Origin of the sequence: Vibrio sp. V15_P4S5T153, assembly GCF_963874485.1 — a bacterium.
Taxonomy (GTDB): domain Bacteria; phylum Pseudomonadota; class Gammaproteobacteria; order Enterobacterales; family Vibrionaceae; genus Vibrio; species Vibrio anguillarum.
On record NZ_CAWNHR010000011.1, the window covers coordinates 1,342,157 to 1,368,994 of the forward strand.

At 44.1% G+C, this 26,838-nt stretch carries 23 protein-coding genes; 7 read left to right on the forward strand and 16 right to left on the reverse strand.

The annotated features are described in order from the left end of the window. Positions 1 to 44: 44 nt before the first annotated feature. From AACT42_RS07950 to znuA, 5 genes are all read right to left on the reverse strand, one after another. Positions 45 to 275: a FeoC-like transcriptional regulator gene (locus AACT42_RS07950; protein ID WP_047687815.1), complete on the reverse strand. Its 231-nt coding sequence runs from the start codon at positions 273 to 275 to the stop codon at positions 45 to 47. Further along, positions 272 to 2,545: a Fe(2+) transporter permease subunit FeoB gene (feoB, locus tag AACT42_RS07955; RefSeq protein WP_094133623.1), complete on the reverse strand. Its 2,274-nt coding sequence runs from the start codon at positions 2,543 to 2,545 to the stop codon at positions 272 to 274. The genes AACT42_RS07950 and feoB overlap by 4 nt, the downstream gene beginning before the upstream one ends. Beyond that, positions 2,545 to 2,772 carry a FeoA family protein gene (locus tag AACT42_RS07960; protein WP_013856356.1) on the reverse strand — a complete coding sequence of 76 codons (228 nt, stop codon included), beginning with the start codon at positions 2,770 to 2,772 and terminating at the stop codon, positions 2,545 to 2,547. Before AACT42_RS07960 ends, feoB begins: the two co-directional genes overlap by 1 nt. A gap of 770 nt (positions 2,773 to 3,542) precedes the next feature. Beyond that, positions 3,543 to 6,905: an AraC family transcriptional regulator gene (locus AACT42_RS07965; RefSeq protein ID WP_094168010.1), complete on the reverse strand. Its 3,363-nt coding sequence runs from the start codon at positions 6,903 to 6,905 to the stop codon at positions 3,543 to 3,545. A gap of 172 nt (positions 6,906 to 7,077) precedes the next feature. Next, entirely contained in the window at positions 7,078 to 7,956 is an 879-nt protein-coding gene (znuA, locus tag AACT42_RS07970; RefSeq protein ID WP_017048516.1) for a zinc ABC transporter substrate-binding protein ZnuA, read from the reverse strand. Between the two features lie 84 nt (positions 7,957 to 8,040). On the opposite strand from znuA, the gene znuC reads away from it, so the two are divergent. Then, positions 8,041 to 8,823: a zinc ABC transporter ATP-binding protein ZnuC gene (gene znuC, locus AACT42_RS07975; RefSeq protein ID WP_013856354.1), complete on the forward strand. Its 783-nt coding sequence runs from the start codon at positions 8,041 to 8,043 to the stop codon at positions 8,821 to 8,823. Continuing rightward, positions 8,816 to 9,595 carry a zinc ABC transporter permease subunit ZnuB gene (gene znuB / locus AACT42_RS07980; protein WP_013856353.1) on the forward strand — a complete coding sequence of 260 codons (780 nt, stop codon included), beginning with the start codon at positions 8,816 to 8,818 and terminating at the stop codon, positions 9,593 to 9,595. The genes znuC and znuB overlap by 8 nt, the downstream gene beginning before the upstream one ends. Positions 9,596 to 9,672: 77 nt before the next feature. Here znuB and sucD read toward each other — a convergent pair whose 3' ends face one another. The 8 genes from sucD to sdhC form a co-directional block, all read right to left on the reverse strand. Continuing rightward, positions 9,673 to 10,545 (reverse strand): succinate--CoA ligase subunit alpha, encoded by an 873-nt coding sequence (sucD, locus tag AACT42_RS07985; RefSeq protein WP_013856352.1) that lies wholly within the window; start codon positions 10,543 to 10,545, stop codon positions 9,673 to 9,675. After that, positions 10,545 to 11,711, reverse strand: a complete 1,167-nt coding sequence (gene sucC / locus AACT42_RS07990; RefSeq protein WP_017045227.1) for an ADP-forming succinate--CoA ligase subunit beta — start codon at positions 11,709 to 11,711, stop codon at positions 10,545 to 10,547. The genes sucD and sucC overlap by 1 nt, the downstream gene beginning before the upstream one ends. Before the next feature lie 201 nt (positions 11,712 to 11,912). Continuing rightward, positions 11,913 to 13,121: a 2-oxoglutarate dehydrogenase complex dihydrolipoyllysine-residue succinyltransferase gene (gene odhB, locus AACT42_RS07995; protein ID WP_094133738.1), complete on the reverse strand. Its 1,209-nt coding sequence runs from the start codon at positions 13,119 to 13,121 to the stop codon at positions 11,913 to 11,915. 30 nt (positions 13,122 to 13,151) lie between these two features. Beyond that, positions 13,152 to 15,962, reverse strand: a complete 2,811-nt coding sequence (sucA, locus tag AACT42_RS08000; protein WP_094133737.1) for a 2-oxoglutarate dehydrogenase E1 component — start codon at positions 15,960 to 15,962, stop codon at positions 13,152 to 13,154. A gap of 89 nt (positions 15,963 to 16,051) precedes the next feature. After that, positions 16,052 to 16,765 (reverse strand): succinate dehydrogenase iron-sulfur subunit, encoded by a 714-nt coding sequence (locus tag AACT42_RS08005; protein WP_013856348.1) that lies wholly within the window; start codon positions 16,763 to 16,765, stop codon positions 16,052 to 16,054. A gap of 15 nt (positions 16,766 to 16,780) precedes the next feature. Beyond that, positions 16,781 to 18,547: a succinate dehydrogenase flavoprotein subunit gene (gene sdhA / locus AACT42_RS08010; protein ID WP_013856347.1), complete on the reverse strand. Its 1,767-nt coding sequence runs from the start codon at positions 18,545 to 18,547 to the stop codon at positions 16,781 to 16,783. Next, positions 18,548 to 18,895, reverse strand: coding sequence for a succinate dehydrogenase, hydrophobic membrane anchor protein (gene sdhD, locus AACT42_RS08015; RefSeq protein ID WP_010318675.1), 348 nt, complete (start codon positions 18,893 to 18,895; stop codon positions 18,548 to 18,550). Next, positions 18,889 to 19,281, reverse strand: coding sequence for a succinate dehydrogenase cytochrome b556 subunit (gene sdhC / locus AACT42_RS08020; protein WP_010318676.1), 393 nt, complete (start codon positions 19,279 to 19,281; stop codon positions 18,889 to 18,891). The genes sdhD and sdhC overlap by 7 nt, the downstream gene beginning before the upstream one ends. Positions 19,282 to 19,677: 396 nt before the next feature. On the opposite strand from sdhC, the gene AACT42_RS08025 reads away from it, so the two are divergent. Next, on the forward strand, positions 19,678 to 20,967 hold the full coding sequence (locus AACT42_RS08025; protein ID WP_017042719.1) for a citrate synthase: 1,290 nt from the start codon (positions 19,678 to 19,680) through the stop codon (positions 20,965 to 20,967). Between the two features lie 85 nt (positions 20,968 to 21,052). Here the strand turns inward: AACT42_RS08025 and AACT42_RS08030 are convergent, their stop codons facing one another. After that, the gene (locus AACT42_RS08030; protein WP_013856344.1) at positions 21,053 to 21,808 is read right to left on the reverse strand and encodes a Nif3-like dinuclear metal center hexameric protein; all 756 of its coding nucleotides are present in this window, start codon (positions 21,806 to 21,808) and stop codon (positions 21,053 to 21,055) included. A gap of 86 nt (positions 21,809 to 21,894) precedes the next feature. On the opposite strand from AACT42_RS08030, the gene AACT42_RS08035 reads away from it, so the two are divergent. Then, the gene (locus tag AACT42_RS08035) at positions 21,895 to 22,653 is read left to right on the forward strand and encodes a DUF1853 family protein (protein WP_019281583.1); all 759 of its coding nucleotides are present in this window, start codon (positions 21,895 to 21,897) and stop codon (positions 22,651 to 22,653) included. A 68-nt stretch (positions 22,654 to 22,721) separates the two neighbouring features. Here AACT42_RS08035 and pgm read toward each other — a convergent pair whose 3' ends face one another. Both pgm and seqA read right to left on the reverse strand, forming a co-directional pair. Beyond that, positions 22,722 to 24,368, reverse strand: a complete 1,647-nt coding sequence (pgm, locus tag AACT42_RS08040) for a phosphoglucomutase (alpha-D-glucose-1,6-bisphosphate-dependent) (protein ID WP_094133753.1) — start codon at positions 24,366 to 24,368, stop codon at positions 22,722 to 22,724. Positions 24,369 to 24,478: 110 nt separating this feature from the next. After that, positions 24,479 to 25,024: a replication initiation negative regulator SeqA gene (gene seqA, locus AACT42_RS08045; protein ID WP_010318681.1), complete on the reverse strand. Its 546-nt coding sequence runs from the start codon at positions 25,022 to 25,024 to the stop codon at positions 24,479 to 24,481. 92 nt (positions 25,025 to 25,116) lie between these two features. On the opposite strand from seqA, the gene AACT42_RS08050 reads away from it, so the two are divergent. The 3 genes from AACT42_RS08050 to fldA all read left to right on the forward strand — a co-directional run bounded on the left by AACT42_RS08050 (position 25,117) and on the right by fldA (position 26,799). Beyond that, complete coding sequence (locus AACT42_RS08050; protein ID WP_017045728.1) at positions 25,117 to 25,887, forward strand: alpha/beta fold hydrolase; 771 nt, start codon at positions 25,117 to 25,119, stop codon at positions 25,885 to 25,887. Between the two features lie 108 nt (positions 25,888 to 25,995). Beyond that, a complete protein-coding gene (locus AACT42_RS08055; RefSeq protein WP_010318683.1) occupies positions 25,996 to 26,217 on the forward strand; it encodes a DUF2788 domain-containing protein in 222 nt (73 codons plus the stop codon). 48 nt (positions 26,218 to 26,265) lie between these two features. Then, entirely contained in the window at positions 26,266 to 26,799 is a 534-nt protein-coding gene (fldA, locus tag AACT42_RS08060) for a flavodoxin FldA (protein ID WP_013856340.1), read from the forward strand. The last annotated feature ends 39 nt before the right edge of the window (positions 26,800 to 26,838 follow it).

Consider the following 26,838-nt stretch of genomic DNA (forward strand, 5'->3'; position numbering starts at 1 on the left):
AGCGGCTTTCGTTTATCAGACAGAATGCCTAGCATCAATTATGACTAAAGTACGACAGTCAAAGACAGCCCGTTATTTCGGTTAAGCCCATAACGCACTCTTGTTACGCGGTTAGCCTTGTTGGTATCGATAGTGCGCGACAACACACCTTTTCGTATCCACACGGCTAACATAGCGTCAACGCCGTCCTCACTGAGCGAAAACTTTTTCGCAATCGCCGAGCGGCTAACGATCCCATTATCTTCAATGTAGCGCTTTAACTCATTTAATATCATGCCACTTGTACCTCAAGCACCGTTTTCTGCTGGAGTCCTTTTCGCTTAAGCATTTTAAAGGTCAACAAACTCGCCATAACAATGGCAATAATCCACGTTAAACTTTCGACAGGGGTTTCGGTGATCCTTGTCGCTTGGTAATAAAGCGCGGCGCCACCATACGCAAGCCCCATCGTCCATACTGCGATAAAACGAGCGTAATTCGCACCAAACTCACGAACATAAGCCCCCATGGCTGCAACACAAGGCGTGTAAAGCAAAATGAAGATAAGGTAGGCAAATGCGGCATGACCAGTGACAAAGTGCTGTTTCAAATTACCAAAGATTGAGGCATCTACGGCTTGCTCTTCAGCCACTGCGCTACTGTCTGTCAAGTCTCCGACTTCGATACCGAGCGGATCAGAGAAGCTTAATCCCGTTAGGTTTTCTGGAATAGACATAACCGCTTCTTGTAGGCTCGCCATTAGGTCATATTCGCTTTCATCACCTTCAGCAGAGGTATATAAATTGTTTAATGTTCCGACTACCGCTTCTTTTGCAAAAATACCCGTGATGATACCCACTGTCGCTGGCCAGTTATCTTGATTGATACCAATAGGAGCAAATACCGGAGTAACCACTTGAGCCACTTTTGATAACACGGAGTTGTCACTATCTTCATTACCAAAGCTGCCATCAGTACCAACTGAATTGAGGAAGCTTAAGATCATAACAACGATGACAATCGTTTTCCCTGCACCGAGAACAAAACGTTTTAATTTCTGCCATGTTTTGATCATGACGTTTTGTACCGTTGGGATCTCGTAATCTGGCATCTCCATCACTAGGCTGTCGCTTGAACCCGGATAGAGCGTATGCTTCAAAACCAAACCAGTGAACACTGCGGCTAAAATGCCCAATAAATAAAGAGCAAAAACTACATTTTGACCGCTTTCAGGGAAAAACGCCGCAGCAAATAGCGCATACACTGGCAAACGTGCACCACATGACATAAAGGGTGCCATCGATGCCGCTAATTTACGTTCACGTTCTTGATCTAGAGTACGGGTCGCCATAATCGCGGGAACGTTACAACCAAATCCTAAAACAAGTGGAACAAACGCTTTACCCGGTAGGCCTATCTTCTGCATCACTTTATCTAAAACAAAAGCCGCGCGAGACATATAGCCAGAACTTTCGAGTACAGCTAAAAATAAGTACAAACAAGCGATAACTGGGATAAATGTGGCGACGGTTTGAATACCTCCGCCAAGGCCATCTGCTAATAATGTCACTAGCCAAATAGGCAAATGATCATCCAGTAAGTGATGCCCGCCATCAACCAATAACGCCCCGACGCCAATGTCGAAGAAATCAATGAAAGCGCTCCCAATATTGATCGAGAACATAAACATTAAGTACATAACCACAAAGAAAAACGGTACACCCACCCATTTATTTAAAATCAGCTTATCTGCTTTTTGTGTAAAACTGTGGCTTAGTTTCCCTTCGGTTTTGCGGATCTGCTGGCACTGTTCATGCAAAAATGTGTATTTGGTATCAGCGACATGCAGATCAATATCCAAACCACTTTGCAATTGCTCTTTCTGGATAAGCTCACGCTGCACTTCTGGTAATCCATTAATCACCAAAAGATCATTTTCTAAAGCACGAATAGCCAATGCGCGAGGTGCCACTTGCTTATGTTGAAAAATAGTGGCTAATTTTCCGATCGATTGTTCAAATGCACTACCGTAATCCAATAGCAGTTCTTTAAGAGCTACGCCTTGCAGCAGTACTTTATGCAGCTTTTCTTTGAATCGACTCACCTGCTCTTTACTGGTAGCAGAAAGCATAAAAACGGGGCAACCTAGAACTTTCTCAAGTTGTTGAATGTCTAGGCTTTGACGCTCTCTTTTTAAAGCGTCCATTTTATTCAAAACCACAATCATTGGACGCCCGAGCTCTCTCAATTGAAGCGTCATATAGAGACTGCGCTCCAAACACGTCACGTCCACAACGTTAATGATTAAATCAGCAGGATGTGTAAGAACCGCTCTAGAGGCAATGGATTCGTCAATGCTGTTACTGTCATTCCCGCTGTCAAGTGCGTAGATGCCCGGCAAATCCGTTAGTATGAATTCATCTCCAGAATGAGTGTAGCGACCCGTTTTTTTCTCAACTGTAACACCAGCCCAGTTACCGACTTGTTGCTTAGAACCAGTCAGCCCATTAAATAACGTTGTTTTGCCACTATTAGGGTTACCAACGGTTAGAATTTGATATCGCACTACGCTCTCTCCACTTCAATACAAGCGGCTATATTTTCACGTACCGCTAAAGAGACGCCTCTCACTTCAAGTTGAAGTGGATCTCCCATAGGAGCTCTTCTGATTAACGTAACAGTAGTTAGAGGCAGCAAGCCCATCACCATCAATTTTTTACGAATGTCATTTGGAAGTTGATTGAACGCGACAATGCTCGCGCTATCCCCTTCATTTAATTGAGATAATTTCATCTATCTTGCTCTCAATGGTAGTGGTAATGAGAAATATTTTTATTAACAGGCGAATAATACACGCGCTAACCCTCTATTTTATTGCGTGAAATCAAAGATTGCATAAATCCATCACGTTGTTTTCGGTAAATAAACTGACGTTAAAAACGTTAAAAAATTATCAGGTACAAATGAGCTCAACATAAAAAAATAAACAAAAACAGATAAAATAAAAATAAACCATTAAAATCAATAAGTTATGGTTAATTATGTATTTTGTCGTTTTTCTTATACTAGGTTGTCGTTAATTTTATAAATGAAATAAGTCCTTTGCCATATAGTAAATCCATCGAAAGGAATTACTCCTTAGATACAAATTCCAGAGGTGGTACGGGTGTTACTCGTATCACTCCGGCAGCAAGCGAAGGTGTCATTGACACCCGTGGTATAGTCCCCCCGGCTATACCACGATCTTTTTTTTCTACTCATCTCATCTTTACCGCAACACAATCACCGACCCAGCCTGTTTATTGAGTAAGTGCTATTTCCAAAATAAATTGATATTACGACTTTGAGTATTAATGAGTCTATCTACGCAAGCATAGACAAATATGCGCAGCTAACACAGCAGCCAATCTAATCAAGAAGGGAGATACAGCTTGATTGCAGGCCGGCGGAAAGTGAGTTCATCTCCACACACCTGAATAAGCTTTGTGATTAGGGTGACTGAATGTCGCTAACATCGCTGCAGTTTCAAGTGGGAAAATTATCACTATTTATCAGGGGCGGTATTACTCGTTATCATCAACAAATTGGGTTGGCGATAAACCGAAGTGATGTTTAAATCTTTGGCTGAAATAAGACGGATCATTAAACCCACAATCAAAAGCGACTTGGGCGACTTTTCCTCCTGCGAGCAAATATTGGCACGCTTTCTCTAAGCGGATCTCATTTAGATACTCTTTGAATGTTTTATTGGTGATCGCTTTAAAACGACGCTGCAAGCTACGCTCCGATACGAAGAGTGATTTAGCCGCACTAGAGGTACTAAATTCAGGATCTGAATAGTAATTGTGTACCAATTTTTCTACTTTTTTAAGCCACTCTTTTTCCGTTACATCAATAGACTTGTCCTCTGAATGCTCTTCTACGACGATCATTTCAGGTGCATCACTCACAAGCTCTACTGATGGCCAAGAAAGCTCAACTAAATTTCGTTCTGGCGATGAAAAAATATGTATTTCCCCACCACTGCGCTGTACTAACAGTTGCATTTCCTCTAGCTCAAAACCAGAGATACGCTTATCACTATTGATGGATTGCACCTGATCGCCACAGTCAATCATCACAATAAACAGTCTTTTCTCCCTTTCATAACAATGAATTTGTAGCTCTTGATTTCTATAAAGACGTTTTACCGCATCAGACAGTAGCGTATTGAAAATGATGTCTAGGTTAAAATGGGCAGATTCAATATAAGCTTGTTTAAGCTCATTGTTCACCGCCAACGAAATATTCGCTTTCGCGAACTCTTCACGCCATCCGTCCACACAAGAGTTCAAGATTATCGATAGGTCGTAGAGCAACTGAGTCGCTGTTTTATCATTTCTTACGTTACGAAGTAACGCCAGTTCACGTTTTACTTTTAAAGCTAAAGACTCAAGTCGCGCGAGTTGATGGAGTTGGGAGCGATAAATCAGCTGATTTAATGTAGGAGTAATAGAATCTAACATCTGTTCAACAACGATATGGCGAATTTGTAATTGCTTGCGCAACTGCTGGTTATTAGTCAAAACAATTTTGCTTTGATGCCGTAGTTGATCCGTTTTCAAGGCCACCTGAGCTTTTAACTTTCGGTTTACTTTGGTAACCCAACGAGAACGCCACCATGAAGCAAAAGCAATAAGGCCTATAGAAAGGCAAAGGTAAAGAACAATAGCCCATGAAGACCAATACCACGGGTTATCCACAATAAATGATAGACTGTTTATCATACTGTTTTGCGGATTTGGACTGTAATTTCTCACCAGCAAACGATAGTGTCCAGGTAATAGGTGATCAAGAGTCAACTGAGCGCTTTCTAATCTCTGCCACTCCTTATCCCCTGCAATACGATACTCCAATGATAAGGCTCTCGATTCTGGCAATGCACCAAATAAAAAGCTTATCGAACTTCCATATTCCAATTCTAGTGTCTGAAAACGACCACGACCGAACATGACAGGAATGTGATCGACATTCACTTGGCTAAAGATAATATTGGTATTAGGAGGGGTAGCAACCGTGAGTTCAGAGGACCATGCTGTCACTAAGCCGAAACGGGAACCTAGCAGCAACTGCTGTTGGTTATTGATAATACTTGATTCGCAAACTCCACTTTTAAATTCATTATTCATCAATCCGTGTGGATCACCAAAATGCTTTACCACCTCACCCATAGGATTGTAGAGCGAGATTCCTTGTGAGGAAGTCAGCCAAATACCGTTGCCCGTTTCAGTTAAACATTTGGGGCTAATATTCTCTTCAACCATATCAATAGATCGAATATCACTACGATCATGTGCCAAAACAAAGACGCCATAAGCACTAGCAAACCAAACATCACCCTTGCTACTCTCAAATATATCAATGCTTTGTCCATAATGACTAGTCGCTCGGAGAAAAACAATTTTGCCTTTGTCAAAAAGATAAACACCATGGTCAGTGCCGATAAATACCCCTCGCCGAGTTGACTTAAGTTTTATTATTTTTGCAGGCAAAAATGCATCAACAAACCATACCGAACCGAAATCGGTGAGCGAGTTATCGGCCAACTGATATGACCACAAATGGTTACCTGTTGCTCCCCATAACAGTCCTTCATGATCAAATTCAAGGTGTTTAGTATCATTCGAACGCAGCTTAAGAGGTAACATGCTCGTTTCTATCATCTTTTTTGTCTGCAAGTGATAAATAACAATGCCTGTATGTGTAGCTATCCATAGAGAATGATCATCTATTTGAGCGAAATCATGCACTTCTCCTGGGAAAATAAGTTTAGGCTCTTGCCAATTTTCAGCATCGACTTGGTATAACCCTTGTCGAGTTAAAAACAAATACCCTTTATTATCTGACCTTGTCACAATTTTTGTTATGGGATTATTGTTGAGCGGTGCAATGGAATGGCGCTTAAATTTTTGTCCAAACAGAGAAAAGTAACGAATACCTTTATCCGTTGCGATCCAAATCCCACCTTGTAAGTCATTGACCAATGAATAAATTTTATTGCCTGGTAACCCATTATTGTCTTGGTCATTACTTTCTAACTTGACGGTTTTACCTGTCAAAAACGAATGAACAAATAATCCATCTTCAGTACCAATCCAATACTCTTGATCTGTCTCAGCAACAGATAATACATGGGAATCTCCAACCAACTTTTGCTGGCGCTTTGGGTCCTCGACATCAATAATCAGCCCACCATTGAGCATTCCAATCACAAGCTCTCTACGTTTCTCGGAAAAATAGAGTTTCTCAATGAAGTTTTTACCAGAGCTGAGCACGTGAGAAAAACTCTCTCCATCTGATAGATAGACTCCAGCATTAGTGGCTAATACCCATTTAGAAAGCACAAACTTCGCATCATTGACGATTAATCGACTTGCTTGATTTAATTGATACATTTCTTTAAAAGAATAAGTAACTAACTTGTGGGTTTGCGCATGGTATGTATAAAAGTGCGTCTCATCGGCTAACCAGATGAAATTACCTGACGAACCTATTTTTTTTATGATGATTCCAGGCGTTAAGCTAAATACTAATTCGCGATCTTGTGCGGGATAAGTTCGATAAAGTTCATTATCAATGAACGTCCAAAAAGCGTTATTAAGATAGGTAATATTTTCGCTCTCTTGTGAAAGCACTGAGCCACGTCGGGGAAGGATGTTTTGTCCATCAAAGAAAACCACTTTGCCATGCACATCGTGTATCCAAATTCCCCCTTCTTCACCTAAAAACAAATTTTGTGCGGCAAAAATTTTCCCTTGAGCCTGAGCTGGCAATGGATAGAAGATGGAAGGTGCTTTGTCTAGAGCTTGTGTCCCCTGCGCTAATAAAAGCGTCAGGAAACCCAAGATCCAGAACAAAGCTTTAAAATAGTCATTCTTTCCTTTCAACAGACTGAGCCTCAATCAATAGCACGCCACATTGCAACCTGTTCTTTCGTGGCGATAATTATCAAAACATTCTAACCAAAGATAAGGCTTTTTGAAGCTAAGAAAGCGACAATCTGTGAATCTTTATCCTAGATTTCAGTGCAGATCGTACAACATACAATACAGCGTACATCTATTGAGACAAACAAGTGTAAAAGTTGTTGCTCAGCTGATTTAACAGCTCAAAATAGCTGCCACTTTTCACTTTGATATCTGCTCCTAATGGATCAAGTACTCCCGTTTTAACCTTAGTGCCACGAGTCACAGTATCAATCACCGCCGGGGTAAACTGAGGTTCTGAAAACACGCATTTGGCTTCATTATTAATGATTGAATTTTTAATGGTGATTAGGGTTTTAGCACCCGGTTTTCTATCAGGACTCACGGTAAAATGGCCGAGGTTATTCAAATGGTATTGCTGTTCAAAATAGCCGTATGCATCATGAAAAACATAATATCCTTTATCACTAATTTTGCTCATCTTCTGCATGATTGCTTGATGAGTCGAGTCTAATTGAGCCAAAAAGCGGACTAAGTTTACTTTATACTGCTCGGCATTAGCGCTATCACTTTTCACTAAACTTGCGGTAATCGCCGCTGCCACTTGCTTGGCTTGATCGGTTCCAAGCCAAAAATGTGGGTCATACATACCATGGTGATGCCCATCATGATCGTGTTGTTCGCCACTGAGCTCTCTCAGTGTCAGGCCATCAATTTGGCTGATGGTCAAAACGTTGTGGTGACTCGCTAATGTCTTACTTAAGAATGGCTCAAGGTCTTTTCCATACCAAATCACTAAATCCGCCGCTCTGATTTTTTTAACATCAGAAGGGCGCAACGCATAGTCATGCGGTGAGGTATTTGCCCCCAGTAGTACTTCTGGTTCATTCACATCGAGAGTCAATTCATATGTAATCATCTGAATCGGCTTAATGCTGGTCAAAATGACCGTAGACCACGCCAAAGGCGATAATGTTATTAAGCAAAGAAGGAGCATAATCTGACGCAACATGATGGTTTTTCCATTCGGTATATAGCGTTAAAGGGAACGAAATGTTACATTATAACACTTCCGAATTGCAAATAAGTTCCATTCATGTCCAACTTAATTCAGCTGCAAGGCATTTGTGTCGAATTCAACAACCGCCGTGTTTTGGACAATGTCAGTATCAACCTAGAAAAAGGGAAGATTACCACACTGATAGGTCCTAATGGTGCGGGCAAGTCGACGCTCGTTAAAGTATTGCTCGGGCTACAGCCCGTCCATAGCGGAACGATGACGCGCGTAAAAAACCTTAAAATTGGTTATGTTCCTCAAAAGTTAAAACTTAATGACGCGTTACCACTCCCCGTTAAACGATTTTTAAGTTTAGCCGGACGTTTTAGTCAGCAAGAGTTGCTAGACGCACTCAGGCTAGTCGGGGCCGAGCATCTTCTTGATTATGATATGCATAAGCTGTCCGGTGGTGAAACACAACGGATTCTTATCGCCCGTGCATTGCTACAGCGCCCAGATATTCTAATTCTTGATGAACCAGCTCAAGGTGTTGACGTGCAAGGGCAAATTGATCTGTATGATCTTATCGATGCCATACGACATCGTTTCGGCTGTGGTGTCTTCATGGTCTCTCACGATTTGCATCTGGTGATGGCAAAAACGGATGATGTTATCTGTCTTCATCACCATGTTTGCTGTTTCGGTTCACCGGCAACGATTACTCAACACCCAAGCTATATCGCATTATTTGGTACGCGCAATCGCGAAGCCTTAGCTTTTTACCATCACAAACATCAGCATCATCACGACTTAGCAGGCCAACCTGTGAAAGGGGATGCAACTTGCTGTTCAAATCATTCACACGGTCACCATCATGATTGAATTTCTTCTTCCATCAATATTAGCAGGCCTTGGTATTGCCGTTATCGCAGGTCCCCTTGGGTCATTCGTGGTTTGGCGAAAAATGGCTTATTTTGGCGATACCCTCGCACACGCCTCGCTGATGGGATTGGCGCTAGGCTTTTTGCTTGATATCAACCTTTATCTTGCGTTGCTCGTTTGCTGTCTTGGGCTTGCAATCATTTTGGTTACTATGCAGAAACAACAGCTTGTGGCGACAGACACTTTGCTCGGCATTCTCGCTCATAGCTCGTTATCCATTGGTCTCATTGCAGTAAGCTTCCTTGATAACGTTCGCATCGATTTAATGAGCTATCTCTTTGGCGATTTATTGGCGGTAAGTTTTACTGATTTAGCCTTCATTTGGGGGGGAGCGATTGCAGTAAGTGCACTGCTATTTCTTTTTTGGCGGCCATTACTTTCAACTACAGTGAACGAAGAACTTGCGTTTGTTGAGGGCATCAACGTTGATTTAATGCGTTTGCTGCTAATGCTATTAATTGGGGTGGTGATTGCACTAGGAATGAAATTTGTTGGTGCTCTGATTATGACATCGCTGCTGATTATTCCCGCGGCGACCGCTAGGCGACTCACAAAAACCCCAGAGCAGATGGCAATATTAGCTTCTTTGGTCGGCGCTTTAGCTGTGCTGGGCGGGCTAATCCTCTCGTGGCATTTTGACACACCTGCAGGCCCTTCGGTTGTCGTGACGGCTACAACGATGTTTATGTGCAGTCAACTTGTAAAACGCTAGTATCAAAACCTATTGAATCTAAAGTAAAAACCCCGAAACAAGGTTCGGGGTTTGTCTTCAAACTGAGGAAGGCGTGATTACCAACCCGTCACTTCACGCAATGCTTTTCCGATATCAGCAAGGCTTTTGACAGTTTTCACACCCGCGGCTTCAAGCGCTGCAAATTTCTCATCAGCTGTCCCTTTACCACCAGAAATGATAGCACCAGCATGGCCCATCCGTTTACCCGGAGGCGCAGTCACACCAGCAATATAAGACACCACCGGTTTCGTGACATTCTCTTTAATGAATGCCGCGGCTTCTTCTTCGGCTGTACCACCGATCTCGCCAATCATCACAATCGCTTCAGTTTCAGGATCATCTTGGAATAGTTTCAAGATATCAATGAAGTTAGAGCCCGGGATTGGGTCACCGCCGATACCAACACACGTTGACTGACCAAAGCCTTCATCTGTTGTTTGCTTAACGGCTTCATAAGTTAGCGTTCCTGAACGAGAAACAATACCCACTTTTCCTTTCTTATGAATGTGGCCTGGCATGATGCCGATCTTACACGCATCCGGTGTAATCACACCCGGACAGTTCGGGCCAATCATACGCACACCAGTCTCTTCGAGCTTCACTTTTACGTCAATCATATCGGTAGTCGGTATACCTTCAGTGATCGTCACAATAAGTTCAATACCAGCGTCAATTGCTTCTAAAATAGCGTCTTTACAAAATGGTGCAGGTACATAAATAACGGTTGCCGTTGCACCCGTTGCTTTCACTGCGTCACGCACCGTATTAAATACAGGCAGACCAAGGTGAGTTTGACCACCTTTACCCGGAGAAACCCCACCGACCATTTGTGTACCGTAGGCAATCGCCTGTTCGGAGTGGAAAGTTCCCTGACCACCAGTGAAACCTTGGCAGATTACTTTGGTGTCTTTATTAATAAGTACCGACATTATTTACCCTCCGCCGCAGCAACAACTTTCTGAGCTGCGTCCGTTAACGACTCAGCTGCAATGATATCAAGACCAGAATTTGCGAGTACTCCGCGTCCTAATTCCGCGTTTGTACCTTCCAAACGCACGACTACGGGAACCGTTACACCAACTTCTTTCACCGCACCGATAATGCCTTCTGCAATCATATCGCAACGTACGATACCGCCGAAAATATTCACCAATACGGCTTTCACGTTGTCATCAGACAAAATGATTTTGAACGCTTCAGCAACACGCTCTTTGGTTGCACCACCACCAACATCAAGGAAGTTTGCAGGTTTGCCGCCATGAAGGTTAACAATATCCATGGTGCCCATTGCAAGGCCAGCACCGTTCACCATGCAGCCAACATTGCCATCAAGAGCAACATAGTTCAGTTCCCACTGAGCAGCATGAGCTTCGCGCTCATCTTCTTGTGAGAGATCGTGCATTTCGCGAAGTTTAGGTTGACGATAAAGTGCGTTTGAGTCGATGTTGATCTTGCCATCAAGGCACAACAAGTTCCCTTCAGCGGTGACAACTAATGGGTTGATTTCTAGCAGTGCAAGATCATACTGGGTAAACATAGCGCCAAGACCTAGAAAGATCTTCACAAATTGCTTAATTTGGTCGCCTTCCAAGCCAAGTTTGAAAGCAAGTTCGCGGCCTTGGTAGGCTTGCGGACCAACCAAAGGATCAATCGCGGCTTTATGAATCAGCTCCGGAGTCTCCTCCGCTACTTTTTCAATTTCCACGCCGCCTTCTGTTGAGGCCATGAACACGACACGACGAGTCGCACGGTCAACAACAGCGCCTAAGTAAAGCTCATTCGCGATATTAGAAGCTTCTTCAACCAAAATTTTTGATACTGGCTGACCATTTGCGTCCGTTTGATAAGTAACCAGATTTTTACCTAACCATTTTTGAGCAAACTCTTTGACACCATCTTTAGTGTCGTGCAACTCAACGCCACCCGCTTTACCGCGACCACCTGCATGCACTTGACACTTAACAACTTTCTTCGCTGTGCTAATCCGACCCGCCGCTTCAAAAGCTTCTTGTGGAGTATCACAGGCATAACCTTCCGGTACAGGCAAACCGAATTCTGCAAACAGCTGTTTGGCTTGATATTCATGCAAATTCATTATGTTCTTCCGTTTGTTTATCCCTTAAGGGATTTATTATTTCCATAAAGCGGCAGCTATGCTGCGCCATATATCTGTAGGGTGCTTCTCAAATTAAGCGGCTGCAATTTATCCAAGAGGATAGCTTGTAGCCTTTTGCTTAAATGAAGGCTAGACGTGAGCCTGCCTAGCCTTAAATTCACTGAACAACGTTCAGTGAGGTTACACGTCCAGTAGCAGACGTGCTGGATCTTCAAGTAGCTCTTTTACTGTCACAAGGAAACCAACTGACTCACGGCCATCCACCAAACGGTGGTCGTAAGAAAGTGCTAGGTACATCATTGGTAAAATTTCTACTTTGCCATCCACAGCCATTGGGCGGTCTTGGATTTTGTGCATGCCCAATATGGCCGCTTGTGGCGGATTGATGATCGGTGTTGACATTAACGATCCAAACACACCGCCATTCGTAATCGTGAAATTACCGCCAGTCAGTTCTTCAACCGTCAATTTGCCATCTCTTCCTTTGAGTGCAAGCTCTTTGATGCCCTTCTCAATTTCGGCAAGGCTTAGCGTATCGCAATCTTTAAGAACCGGAGTCACTAAGCCACGAGGCGTTGAAACTGCCATGCTAATATCAAAATAGCTGTGATACACAATATCTTGGCCATCAATAGATGCATTCACTTCTGGGTAACGCTTTAACGCTTCTGTTACCGCTTTCACGTAGAAAGACATAAAGCCTAAACGAATACCGTGTTTCTCTTCAAACAGACCTTGATATTGCTTACGCAGATCCATGATAGGCTTCATGTTAACTTCATTAAACGTCGTCAACATCGCCGTGCTATTTTTTGCCTCAAGCAGGCGCTCCGCAACACGTTTACGCAAACGCGTCATCGGTACACGTTTTTCACTGCGCGCCATCGCAACGACAGGCTCAGGTTGACTTGGAGCAACTGCTGACGCTGATTTTGCGGCTGCTAGATGAGCATCAATATCTTCACGCGTGATACGTCCACCCACACCAGAGCCTTTCACTTGGCTTGCTTCCAAACCATGCTCGGCGAGTAAACGGCGTACCGCAGGGCTAAGCGCATCATTCGTTTCGTCTGTCAGTGTGGCTTTGTGGCGTTTATCAGGAGACGGCTCTGTATCGTTGGTGGTATCTTTCGTCGGTTCACCTGCAACGGCACCAGGTTTCAATTTCGCCAATAACTGTTTCGAAAGCACCGTCGCACCTTCTTGCTCGATAATGGCTTCGAGAACACCCGTCTCAGGCGCTGGCACTTCAAGAATTACTTTATCAGTTTCAATCTCAACGAGTACTTCATCACGAGCGACGGCTTCACCTGGCTTTTTATGCCATGTCGCGACTGTTGCATCAGCAACTGATTCAGGTAGATCTGGAACCAGAATTTCAATTGTCATAATCTGTGTCTTCCTTTTACTTCTAGTTCGTTAAGCTAGGGTCAGAGCGTCTTCAACCAACGCTTTTTGTTGTTTCAAGTGTACCGACATATAACCAACGGCTGGTGATGCTGATGCAGGGCGACCTGCGTATTTCAGATCAGCACCGGCTGGAATGGCAGAACGGAAGTTATGTTGGCTACTGTACCAAGCACCTTGGTTTTGAGGCTCTTCTTGGCACCATACATAGTCAACAACATTAGTGTATTGAGCGATAACCGCTTCCACTTCTTCTTTCGGGAATGGATATAGCTGTTCAATACGGACGATAGCAACATCACCTTGTTCGTTATTGCGGCGCTGTTCAAGCAGGTCGTAGTAAACCTTACCAGAGCAGAACACAACACGTTTGACGTTCGCTGGGTTGAGATCGTCAACTTCGCCGATAGCCGGCAAAAACGATCCGTCAGCCAAGTCTTCCAGTGTTGAGATACATAGTGGGTGACGCAGCAACGATTTTGGTGACATAACGATCAATGGTCGACGCATTGGACGAATAACCTGACGACGCAGCATGTGGTATACCTGCGCTGGCGTAGAGGGAACCACCACTTGCATGTTTTGTTCGGCGCACAGTTGCAAATAACGCTCTAGGCGTGCTGATGAGTGTTCCGGGCCTTGCCCTTCATAACCATGAGGTAGCAGCATGGTTAAACCACACAAACGCGCCCATTTTTGTTCACCGGAAGAGATGAACTGGTCAATCACGACTTGAGCTCCATTGGCGAAATCACCAAACTGAGCTTCCCAAATCGTCAAACCACTCGGCTCCGCTGTCGCGTAGCCATATTCAAAAGCTAGCACTGCTTCTTCCGACAAAACCGAATCCAATACTTCAAAAGGACCCTGTTTATCATGGATATTCGCCAATGGAATATAGGTACTTGCGTCACTTTGGTTATGCAATACCGAGTGACGGTGGAAGAAGGTTCCACGCCCAGAGTCTTGCCCCGAAATGCGGATTCGCTTTCCATCATCAACTAAGGTTGCATAAGCCAGCGTTTCAGCCATACCCCAATCGAGAAGCTTCTCTCCATTAACCATCGCTTGTCGGTCGGTATAGATTTTATCCACACGACTTTGCAGTTTATGGCTTTCTGGATACTGACAAATTCGGTTACCCAGCTCTTTTAAACGCTCAAGGTCAACTTTACTATTCCATGGCATATCCCATTCATGACCAATATACGGTGACCAATCAACAGAATGCAGTGCCATTGGACGCCACTCTTTCACCACGACTTCACCATGGTCCAGAGCATCACGATATTCGTTGACTAACTGTGTGGCAATCTCAATATCAAACTCACCACGCTCTATCAAAACATCGGCATAAAGCTTACGCGGCGTAGGATGCTTTTTGATCTTTTGATACATCAGCGGTTGAGTTGCGTTTGGCTCGTCGGCTTCGTTATGGCCGTGACGGCGATAACAAACCAGATCAATGACGACATCACGCTTAAATTCATTACGATAATCGAGTGCAATGCGGGTGATGAAAGCAACTGCTTCTGGATCATCAGAATTGACGTGGAAAATGGGTGCCTGAACCATCTTAGCGATGTCAGTACAATACATAGTCGAGCGTGTATCACGAGGGTTTGACGTGGTAAAACCAACTTGGTTGTTAATAACAATACGTACCGTCCCTCCCACGCAATAACCACGCGCTTGAGACATGTTAAATGTCTCGGCAACGACACCTTGGCCAGCGATAGCAGAGTCACCATGAATCGAAATAGGTAGCACTGTCGAACCGTCTTCATCTCCCAATCGATCTTGTCGAGCACGAACTGAACCAATTACGACTGGGTTAACAATTTCAAGATGCGAAGGGTTAAATGCTAAGGCTAGATGCACATCACCGCCGGGTGTCGCAAAGTCAGCAGAGAAACCTTGGTGATATTTAACATCACCCGTTCCCCAGCTTTCACCATGCTTACCCGCAAACTCGTCGAACAGATCTTGAGGTTTTTTACCTAAGACGTTGACGAGCATGTTAAGACGACCACGGTGCGCCATACCAATCACAACTTCACGCATACCTGTGCTACCAGCATGACGGATCAACTCTTTCATCATTGGGATGAGCGCATCACCACCTTCCAAAGAAAAACGCTTAGCACCGGGGAATTTCGCGCCTAAATAACGCTCAAGACCTTCTGCGGCTGTCAATTCTTCAAGGAAAATTCGTTTTTCTTCTTTGCTGAAAGAAGGTTGACCAACGACTGATTCAAGACGTTGTTGTATCCAACGCTTTTGTTCAGTGTCGATAATGTGCATGTATTCTGCACCGATGGAACCGCAATAGGTTTTGTTGAGGGCTTGATAAATGTCTTTCAATTTCATTGTCTCTTGCCCGATAGCAAAAGAGCCGACATTGAAAGTTTCTTCGAAGTCACCTTCGTTAAGATTGTGGAACGCTGGGTCTAATTCTGCCACTAATGGGCGTTGCCATAAACCTAGGGGGTCGAGTTGAGCCGCTTCATGACCGCGAAAACGGTAAGCATTAATCAGCTGCAAGACTCTTACTTGCTTAGCATCGACATCTGGATCACTAACTTGGACATTGTAATGCTTTGTTTCTTTCGCGAGTCGTCGGAAGTAGTCACGGACACGTGAATGTGGCTGTTCAACCACATTGTCAGCTTGCGCAGGCAAGCCATCAAAAACACGTTTCCACTCCTCACTTACCAGATCAGGATCACTTAGATACAGTTCGTAGAGGTCCTCTACGTAAGTTGCATTGGCGCCAGCCAAGTGTGAAGACTCGAGCCATGCCTTCATCACGCCGTTGTGCATATTTTCCCTTAACCAGTAGTTTTCACGTTTGCTTCGGTCTATGCCGAGCTATAAAAGGCAGGTCCGAAGACCTGCAATTTTTATTCATTTTAAACCGAACGGTTCACAAGCATTGATTTGATATGTCCAATGGCTTTCGTCGGATTTAATCCCTTAGGACAAACACTTACACAATTCATGATGCCATGGCAACGAAAAACGCTAAAAGCATCATCAAGATTAGATAAACGTTCATCTGTTGCGGTATCGCGGCTGTCAATTAGCCAACGATAAGCCGCCAACAAACCTGCTGGGCCGATAAACTTATCCGGGTTCCACCAGAAAGAAGGGCATGAAGTTGTGCAGCAAGCGCACATAATGCACTCATATAAACCGTCTAAATGCGCTCGCTCTTCTGGTGATTGCAAGTTCTCACGAGCCGGAGGCAAGTTTCCGTCAGTCACAAGATAAGGTTTAACCTTCTCGTAATTTTCATAAAACTGGGCCATATCGACAATTAAATCACGGACGACTGGTAGCCCAGGCAGAGGTCGAATAACGATCGTGCCTTTGGCCAAAAGCGCAGATAATGGAGTGATACACGCTAATCCATTTTTACCGTTCATGTTCAAACCGTCAGATCCACACACTCCTTCACGGCACGAGCGACGAAAAGCAATGGTGGGATCTTGCTCTTTCAGTAAAATGAGTGCATCCAACAACATCATGTCAGAGCCCTCTTCGACTTCAAGCAGATAATCCTTCATGTAAGGCTTTTGATCGACGTCCGGATTATAGCGATACAAAGAGAATTTCAATTTCATAATAGTGCCTTCTCCTTAGTATGTGCGCGCTTTAGGCGGAAACGCTTCACGATAAATTGGTTCCATATTTACGCTACGCTTCGACATGCTTTCAGTCTCAGGGTTGTAAATTGAATGGCATAACCAATTAGCATCATCGCGTTCAGGATAGTCAAAGCGAGCGTGGGCTCCACGGCTTTCGGTACGATAATTTGCAGCAACCGCAGTAGCAAATGCTGTTTCCATCAAGTTTTCCAGCTCTAAACACTCGATCCGTTGAGTGTTGAACTCGGTTGACTTGTCTGAAAGATGTGCGTTCTTCAAACGTTCACGAATCACTTTAAGCTCTTCAAGACCTTTAGCCATCGCTTCACCTTCACGGAACACCGAGAAGTTATTTTGCATACAACGTTGCAAATCTTTACGAATTTGCGCGGGATCTTCACCACCTGTACTGTTTTCCCAGCGGTTGTAACGTTCTAGCGATTTTTCAATGTCCGCTTCTGTGGCAGGTTTTGCGTCCGCTTGCTTTTTCAACGTTTCGCCCAAATGTAAGCCTGTTGCTCGGCCAAAGACCACTAAATCCAGTAGAGAGTTACCACCCAAACGGTTCGCGCCATGCACCGATACTGATGCAATTTCACCACACGCAAACAAACCTTGAACTTCCACATCAGCGCCTTTAGCATCTTGCTTAATCGCCTGACCTGAAACTTGAGTCGGTACTCCTCCCATCATGTAGTGGCAGGTTGGGATCACTGGAATAGGTTCTTTAACTGGATCGACGTGAGCAAACGTACGTGACAACTCACATACGCCCGGCAGACGAGATTCCAGAGTTTCTTTGCCAAGGTGATCGAGTTTAAGCTTGATGTGCGGACCCCATGGACCATCGCAACCACGACCTTCACGGATCTCAATCATCATTGAGCGGGCTACTACATCACGACCAGCCAAATCCTTCGCGTTTGGTGCATAACGTTCCATGAAACGTTCGCCATCTTTATTTAAAAGATAACCACCTTCACCACGACACCCTTCCGTCACAAGAACGCCAGCACCAGCAATCCCTGTTGGGTGGAATTGCCACATTTCGATATCTTGCATCGGGACGCCAGCGCGGATAGCCATGCCCACGCCATCACCCGTATTGATGTGCGCGTTGGTGGTTGAAGCATAGATACGGCCAGCTCCGCCAGTCGCTAATACTGTGGCTTTAGATTTGAAATAACAAACTTCGCCTGTTTCCATACACAAGGCGGTACAGCCAAGTACTGCACCCTCTTCATTTTTCACTAAATCAAGTGCGTACCACTCAGAGAAAATAGTGGTCTTATATTTAATGTTTTGTTGATACAAGGTATGAAGTAGTGCGTGACCAGTACGGTCAGCGGCAGCAGCGGTTCGAGCCGCTTGTTCACCACCAAAATTTTTGGATTGCCCACCAAATGGGCGCTGATAAATGGTGCCATTGTCAAAACGAGAAAAAGGCAAACCCATTTTCTCTAGTTCAATCACCGACTCTGGACCATTCTTACACATGTACTCGATAGCATCTTGGTCACCGATATAGTCGGAGCCCTTCACCGTGTCATACATATGTTGTTCCCAGTGGTCCTCATGCGCGTTGCCTAACGCAACGGTAATACCACCTTGAGCCGAAACCGTGTGAGAACGTGTTGGAAAAACTTTAGAAAGCAGAGCACAGGATAAACCTTGCTCTGAAATTTGCAGTGCTGCACGCATGCCAGCACCACCAGCGCCGATCACTACGGCATCAAATTCACGAACTGGAATAGTCACTTACGCACCCCACAATACAAATAAGCCAGAGAAGAAGTATCCAAAGAGCACTGCAATAACGACCAATTGCAGGCCACCACGCAATTTAGAACACTTAATGTAATCCGTTAATACTTGCCATAAACCGATCCAACCATGGATAAGGACAGAGACTAACGCCAGCATTGTGAAGACTTTGGTAAAGGTTCCACCAAAAAACTGTGTCCATGAAACATAGGAGATATCACCAGAGAAAGCACAGAAGCTGACTAGGTAGATAGTATAAAGAGTCATAATGATCGCAGAAGCACGGATCAGCAGATAATCATGCACTCCGTTACGACCAAAAGAAGAAACATGTTTTACCATACCAATACTCCCGCTAAAACTGAAAGCACTGCTGTTGCGATGAAGGCGACTTTGGCACTCATAGCCCCTGACTCCAACTCTTCAAAGTGGCCCAGGTCCATCAGCAAATGGCGTATACCACCTGCAATGTGGTAAGACAGCGCTGTTAAAATTCCCCATAAAATAAATTTTGCGAAAAAGCCATTCACAATGTTGCTGGCTTCCATAAAACCTACCGGAGAACTTAACGAGAGGGAGAGTAACCACAGCAAAATTCCGACCGCAACGAACATCATCACCCCAGACACTCGGTGTAGGATGGATGCTATCGCACTGATCGGAAAGTGAATGGTCTGTAAATCTAAATTAACAGGTCTTGACTTTCTTTCTTTCACGGGCTTGCTCACTCAGCTCCATTGAGCATTTATAGTTATAAATGAATTTTGGTTGTAAAACCCACAAAAGTTAACATTATTTTAACATAAAAAGCCCGATATCGCGCAGTTAAATGTAATAATTCCGTTAACAATAAAGACAGAATGCAATACTAAAATACAGTTTCTAGCCTTTTATTTATAAGGTGTTCACCAAAATTTTCAGTGCCACTATACGGCTCGCAACATTCTAATACAATTGATGTAACAATTTTTGCTACACAGAACAGATTTTTAACTTTATATGTATAAAAAATCAAAACAAGTGCACACATCAGACGAGAAAAATTGACTTTAATTAAGAACACACGTAAAAAAATGTCACACAAACATCCTGGACGGATTAAATAATAAACAAAGGAGATTGTTATGGCAGATAAGAAAGCGACCCTTCATATTGAAGGTAAAGCGCCAATCGAGCTGCCGATTATGGATGGGACTGTAGGCCCACAAGTAATCGACGTTCGTAAACTAGGAGCCAACGGATACTTCACTTTTGACCCTGGTTTTCTTGCCACTGCATCTTGTGAATCTCAAATTACTTATATCGATGGCGAAAAAGGGGTGTTACTGCACCGCGGCTTCCCTATTGATCAATTAGCCAATAACGCTGATTACTTGGAAGTTTGTTATATTCTTCTTTACGGTGAAGCCCCTAATCGTAAGCAATATGAAGAGTTTAAACATACGGTGACGCGTCACACTATGGTCCACGAGCAAATTGCAAGTTTCTTCCACGGCTTCCGCCGTGATGCTCATCCAATGGCTGTAATGTGTGGTGTGGTTGGAGCGCTTGCCGCGTTCTACCATGATTCACTTGATATTAATAATGATATACACCGAGAAATAGCGGCTTATAGGCTACTCTCAAAAATGCCAACACTGGCGGCAATGTGCTACAAGTACTCTGTCGGCCAACCATTTATCTACCCACGTAATGACTTAAGCTACGCTGAAAACTTTTTGCATATGATGTTTGCAACACCATGTGAAGAATATGAGGTTAATCCTGTAGTTGCTCGTGCGATGGATAAAATTTTCACTCTGCATGCTGATCATGAACAAAACGCATCAACCTCAACGGTTCGCCTTGCCGGTTCTTCTGGTGCTAACCCGTTTGCCTGTATTGCGGCTGGCATTGCCTCGTTGTGGGGGCCTGCTCATGGGGGTGCTAACGAAGCCTGTCTGCGTATGCTAGAAGAGATAGGCAACGTTGATAACATTCCTGAGTATGTCGTCAGAGCAAAAGATAAGGATGATCCATTCCGCTTGATGGGTTTTGGTCACCGAGTTTATAAAAACTACGACCCAAGAGCGACGGTAATGCGTGAGGCTTGTCATGAAGTGCTCAAAGAGCTGAATATTCAGGACCCACTATTGGATGTGGCGATGGAACTTGAGCGCATCGCGCTTTCTGACGAATACTTTGTTGAGAAAAAACTCTACCCTAACGTGGATTTCTACTCAGGTATTATTCTGAAGGCTATCGGTATTCCAATCTCTATGTTTACCGTTATCTTCGCAATGTCTCGCACTATCGGTTGGATTGCCCACTGGAATGAAATGCACAGTGATCCAGATAATAAAATTGGCCGTCCTCGCCAACTTTACACTGGTCAAAAAATGCGCAACTTTAAACCGTTACACGAACGCGAATAGCAAACCCAGTCATAATACCTAATAGAAAAGAGCGAGTTCCCACTCGCTCTTTTTTCATTTGATACATTGATCAGAAACAAACCCGCTACACAGGGTTATTGATATCGATAAACTCAACCTCAAAGCCATATTCGCTCGCTAACCATTCTCCCAGAGCCTTAACGCCATAACGTTCTGTGGCATGGTGCCCTGCAGAAAAATAATGAATATTTTGCTCTCTTGCTGAGTAGGTAGTCCGCTCTGATATTTCACCAGAGATGAACGCATCTAATCCATGCTGCGCCGCTAGATCGACGTAATCTTGCCCACCACCAGTACACCAACCCACCGTTTTGATGATTCTGTTTGAGCTCGGAGCTACGTGCAGTGGCCGTCGTTGTAAAGCTTGCTCGATTCGTTGACTGAGCTCATCGGCTGTCAACGCTTGTTCAAAATGGCCGAACATGGCGACCGACTGCGGGTGCCCTTCTAATCCGCCATCAACATGAATCCCCAACAAATCAGCTAGCAATTTGTTATTACCTAATTCTGGATGGATGTCTAACGGTAAGTGATATGCATATAAATTTATATCATTTCGTATCAAAGCTCGGATCCGGTGGCCTTTCATTCCACGGATGGACTCAGGCTCACTTTTCCAAAAATAACCATGATGCACTAATAAAGCGTCAGCATTTCGTTCAATTGCTTGTTCAATCAGCGCTTGCGAGGCCGTCACACCCGTCACAATCTTTTTGATTTCAGTGCGACCTTCAACTTGCAATCCATTAGGGCAATAGTCTTTAATCAATTGAGGATTAAGCTTTTGATTGAGCAGAGCTTCAAGTTTTAAATTATCCATCTTTCATTCCAAAATTGAGTTTTATCATTAGCGTGGTTATAACAATTTCAAGCTAGAATGTCGAAAAATAAGGACGAGAACAATTAATGACAATGGACCTCAACACACTGGCACACTGGGTGTCGACAACCCCTACTCTTTTTCAAGGAGAGGGTGTAGTCGCGGCGCGTACTCCTTTTTTACCCAATGTTCCGACATTGAAAGAAGAATATGGAGGGAACCCTAGATTAGGCTTTCTCTACCAGCATTTATGTTCTTTATTGTTTACGCTAAACCCCACTTATTCCGCCGTTTCTGAAGAAATTCAATTGAACGAAGCAGGAAGTACACTAGGTTCGCTAGATTTTGTCATCAAAAATAAACGCAGTCAGCGTTATGAGCATTGGGAAGTCGCAGTGAAGTTTTACCTGCTACATCAAGGGCTGTGGTATGGTCCCAATGCTCAAGATCGATTAGATCTCAAACTTGAACATATGCTGAACCACCAATTGACCCTTTCCCAATCAGCCCAATTTAGTGCGGCTTACCCACTTTGGCGTGACGTTAGCCGTCATTTACTGATGCAAGGGCGCTTATATGTAAACCCTTTTCACGATGAGCCTGTTCCTAGTGAATGCCTAGGTTATAAACTCAATCCGTCACAAATTGCTGGTTTTTGGTGTTATCAAAGCCAGTCACATCAAATAGATGAAGCATTATTCTTACTGGAAAAGCCTCAATGGATTAGCGGGAAAGGTAAAAACTGCACGCGTTACACAGCAAATGAAGAGCATGGTTTTGTGCATTGCCAAAGTGACAGCGGAAAGTTCTGGTTCATCGTTCCCGACAGTTGGCCTCAGCTTTAAGCAAGATAATAGACAACTAAATATAAAATAGGCGGCCTCTGGCCGCCTATTTTAATTGATAAGTTTGCTTACAAACCAGCGTCGGCAAAGACTTGATTAACAATCTGTTGCGCTTCCGCTTCGATTTGCTTGAGGTGCTCATCGCCCTTAAAACTTTCACAATAGATCTTATAAATATCTTCTGTGCCTGATGGACGAGCAGCAAACCAGCCATAATCAGTGGTCACTTTTAATCCACCGATGGCTGCGCCATTACCGGGAGCATGCGTCAAGCGGGCTGTGATCTCATCTCCCGCTAATGTTTGCGCAGAGACCATCTCTGGTGACAATTTGCTCAGCACTGCTTTTTGTGGGCCATTTGCGACAGCTTGAATACGACTATATTTAGACTCTCCATGTTTCGCGGCCAGATCTTCATAATATTGCTGCGGATTTTTACCTGTGACAGCGGTGATTTCCGCCGCCAGTAAGCAAAGAATAATACCGTCTTTATCCGTTGACCAAGGCGTTCCGTCTTTACGCAGGAATGACGCACCTGCGCTCTCTTCACCACCAAAACCGAAGCGACCACTGTATAAGCCATCAACAAACCACTTAAAGCCGACAGGTACTTCACACAGCTCACGGCCAAGATCGGCGACCACACGGTCAATCAATGCACTTGATACTAACGTTTTACCAACAGCGACTTCTTTACGCCATTGCTTGCGGTGACGATACAGATAATCGATGCATACGGCTAAGAAATGGTTTGGGTTCATCAAACCTTTCGGAGTGACAATGCCGTGGCGGTCGTAGTCAGGGTCATTACCAAACGCGAGATCATACTGATCTTTTAACGCTAATAACCCCGCCATTGCATAAGGAGAAGAACAGTCCATACGCACTACACCATCTTTATCGAGTGACATAAATTGGAATGTCGGATCCACCGCTTCGCTCACCAGTGTTAAATCAAGCTGATACGCTTTGCCAATTTGACGCCAGTAGTCAATACCACTGCCACCGAGCGGATCAACACCCAGTTTTAGATTGGCTTTTTGGATGGCCTCCATATCAATCACATTCACTAAGTCATCAATATAAGGTTTCACAAGATCAACTTGTTTAAACAGCGGCGATTGCTTTGCCGACATAATAGGCAGACGCTTCACGCCTTGCATGCCTTCTGCAATGATCTCATTGGCGCGGTTTTCAATCGCTTGGGTAATTTCCCCTTCAGCAGGGCCGCCATGGGTAGGATTGTATTTAATACCGCCATCTTGTGGTGGATTATGAGAAGGCGTGATCACAATGCCATCAGCTTTTTGCGCGTGCTTCAAGTTATGAGTCAAGATTGCGTGTGAAATACCCGGCGTTGGCGTATAGCCATTATCCTGTTGAACGATCACTTCAATTCCATTAGCAATCAGTACTTCAAGTACACTAGAAAAAGCAGGCTCAGAGAGTGCGTGCGTGTCTTTTCCGACAAAAATCGGCCCAGTGGTTCCTTGCTGAGCGCGCACTTCTGCTACCGCTTGAGCAATAGCAAGAATGTGGTTTTCGTTAAATGTCGATTTATCCGCGCAACCACGATGCCCCGAAGTACCAAATTGTACTTTATGGTCTGGGTTAGCCGCATCAGGTTGAAGTAAAAAGTAGTTTGCAACGAGCGCAGGGATATTATGTAAGTCTTCCTGCCGTGCTTTTTGTCCGGCGCGTGGGTGCATAGCCATTTTTGACATCCTTTCTTAAAATAACAACGAAATAAAAAGCCTCATGATACGGACTTAGTGGTCCGCAGTATGAGGCTTGAATCAGATTTTTATCTATGAATGGGCACAAATCAGATTGAGTGCGTCACTTTCTCAATAATGTCACTCGGGAAATTCATCAATACCATCAGCTGCTCGATCATCTGTTGTTTGCGGCTAGTATTGTTATTGGTAATGACCCAAAATGGTGTGTTTGGAATCGCTCTTGGCTTGGTTGTCTGCCCACTAGCAAGCAAGGTTTGCTCGTTGTCAGCAAAATACACACGCTTACGTCCTTTCACTAAGGTCGCTTCAGCAAAACTTACTGGATCGATACGGTATAAGGTTGAAAGCACCAACATAAAACGATCAATTGCTTTTTTCAAAGCCGCAAATTCATCAGAAATGAGCAAAGAACGCATCTCTTTTACGCTATCAATCTGTATCTCTTGTACGGCATCTTTACTCACAACAATGCCCTTGGGCTCGGTACTTACTTGCGTCACGACCGCTGCTGCAGACACTTTACCGTCAACATTGAGCAAACGGCGTAAAATATCCGACGCGCTTTCTCCAATATGTTGGGTTTGGCTGGCAATATAACGGTATAGATCCTCATCAACCTCAATTGTTTTCATTCGCTTTTCACAATCTCAATGTTTAAACTCTGAGGGATTATAGCGAGATCTTCACTGATACTCTACGTTAAACCAATCACTAATAAGATAAAATGTCAGCACTTCTTAATTACAAACTCGAAGGTGAAGGTCACACCGTTGTTTTGATCCATGGTTTATTCGGCAATTTAGACAACCTAGGTTTACTTGCAAGAGACCTAAAAGCCGATCACCAAGTATTGAGTATTGACTTGCGTAATCACGGTCAATCATTTCACAGTGAGGAACATGATTACGCGAGCATGGCATTCGATGTTGCTAGTTTACTCGAAGAGTTAGCTTGTGATTCTGTCACGCTGATTGGCCATTCAATGGGCGGTAAAGTTGCCATGAAGCTGGCTGACATCGCCTCATCCAAAGTCGCCAAACTGGTGGTTTTAGATATGGCACCCGTCAGCTATCAGCATCGGAAACATGATAACGTACTGGCGGGGCTCAACGCGGTTATTGCACAGCAGCCTACCTCGCGAGCAGAGGTCATGGCCATTTTAGCGCAACATATTGAGCTAGAAGGCGTACGACAATTTCTCAGTAAATCGTTATTTAAACGAGAAGATGGTGTAATGAGCTGGCGTTTTAATGTCCCCGCCATTGAAAAAAATTACTGGAATATTTTAGGCTGGGAACCAATCCCTTGCAGCTCTGTTCCAACCTTATTGGTTAAAGGCAGCAACTCTGACTATCTACTAGCGGAACACCAAGAAATGATCCAGCAGCAGTTTAGCCAAGCGAAAGCACACGTCATCGCCAACACAGGGCACTGGCTACACGCAGAAAAGCCCGTTGAAGTTTTACGAGCGATCAGAAAGTTCATTGGCAGCTAGTCGCTTTACTGTGAAACAACAAGTGTGAAATAGGTACCAATGCGCGCATTAACTTTGACGAATAACAGTGTTATAGTGCGCTCAAGCAAATTGGCATAAAGGATACCCATGCTGTACGACTACATGAACATGCTTGAGTCGATTGGACTCGATCTTCTTTTTGCGTCTATATTTTTCCTTATCGGTATGGCAATAAAAGATGTCCTTAAGCAAGGTAATGTACCGCCATTTGGGCGCCGTATTGTATGGCTAGTTCTGTTTTTAGGTTGTGCTGGCTTTATCCTTAAAGGACTTATCCAACTCAGTTGGGAAGGTACCGGACTGGGGTAAAGAACACGCTCATCCGCCAGAAAATGACAAATTAAAGGTAATGATTCTATGGCAAGTGTAGGCCTCTTCTTTGGTAGCGATACCGGTAATACTGAAGCCGTTGCGAAAATGATTCAAAAGCAACTGGGTAAGCAGCTCGTTCACGTTCAAGATATTGCGAAAAGCAGCAAAGAAGACATTGATAATTTTGACTTATTGTTACTGGGTATCCCTACTTGGTACTACGGCGAAGCACAATGTGATTGGGATGATTTTTTCCCAGAATTAGAAGCGATCGACTTCTCGACGAAATTAGTTGCTATTTTCGGTTGCGGCGATCAAGAAGACTACGCTGAATACTTCTGTGACGCGATGGGTACAGTGCGTGACATTATCGAAAGCAAAGGTGCAACGATTATTGGCCACTGGCCAACTGAAGGTTATGAATTCGAAGCCTCTAAAGCCTTGGTTGCAGGTGACAATAGCCACTTTATTGGTTTATGCATCGATGAAGATCGTCAACCAGAGCTGACTGAACAGCGCGTCAGCACATGGGTTAAGCAGATTTATGAAGAGATGTGTTTAGCCGAACTTGAAGGCTAATCTCTTAAACATAAAAAATCCCCTTGCGAGGGGATTTTT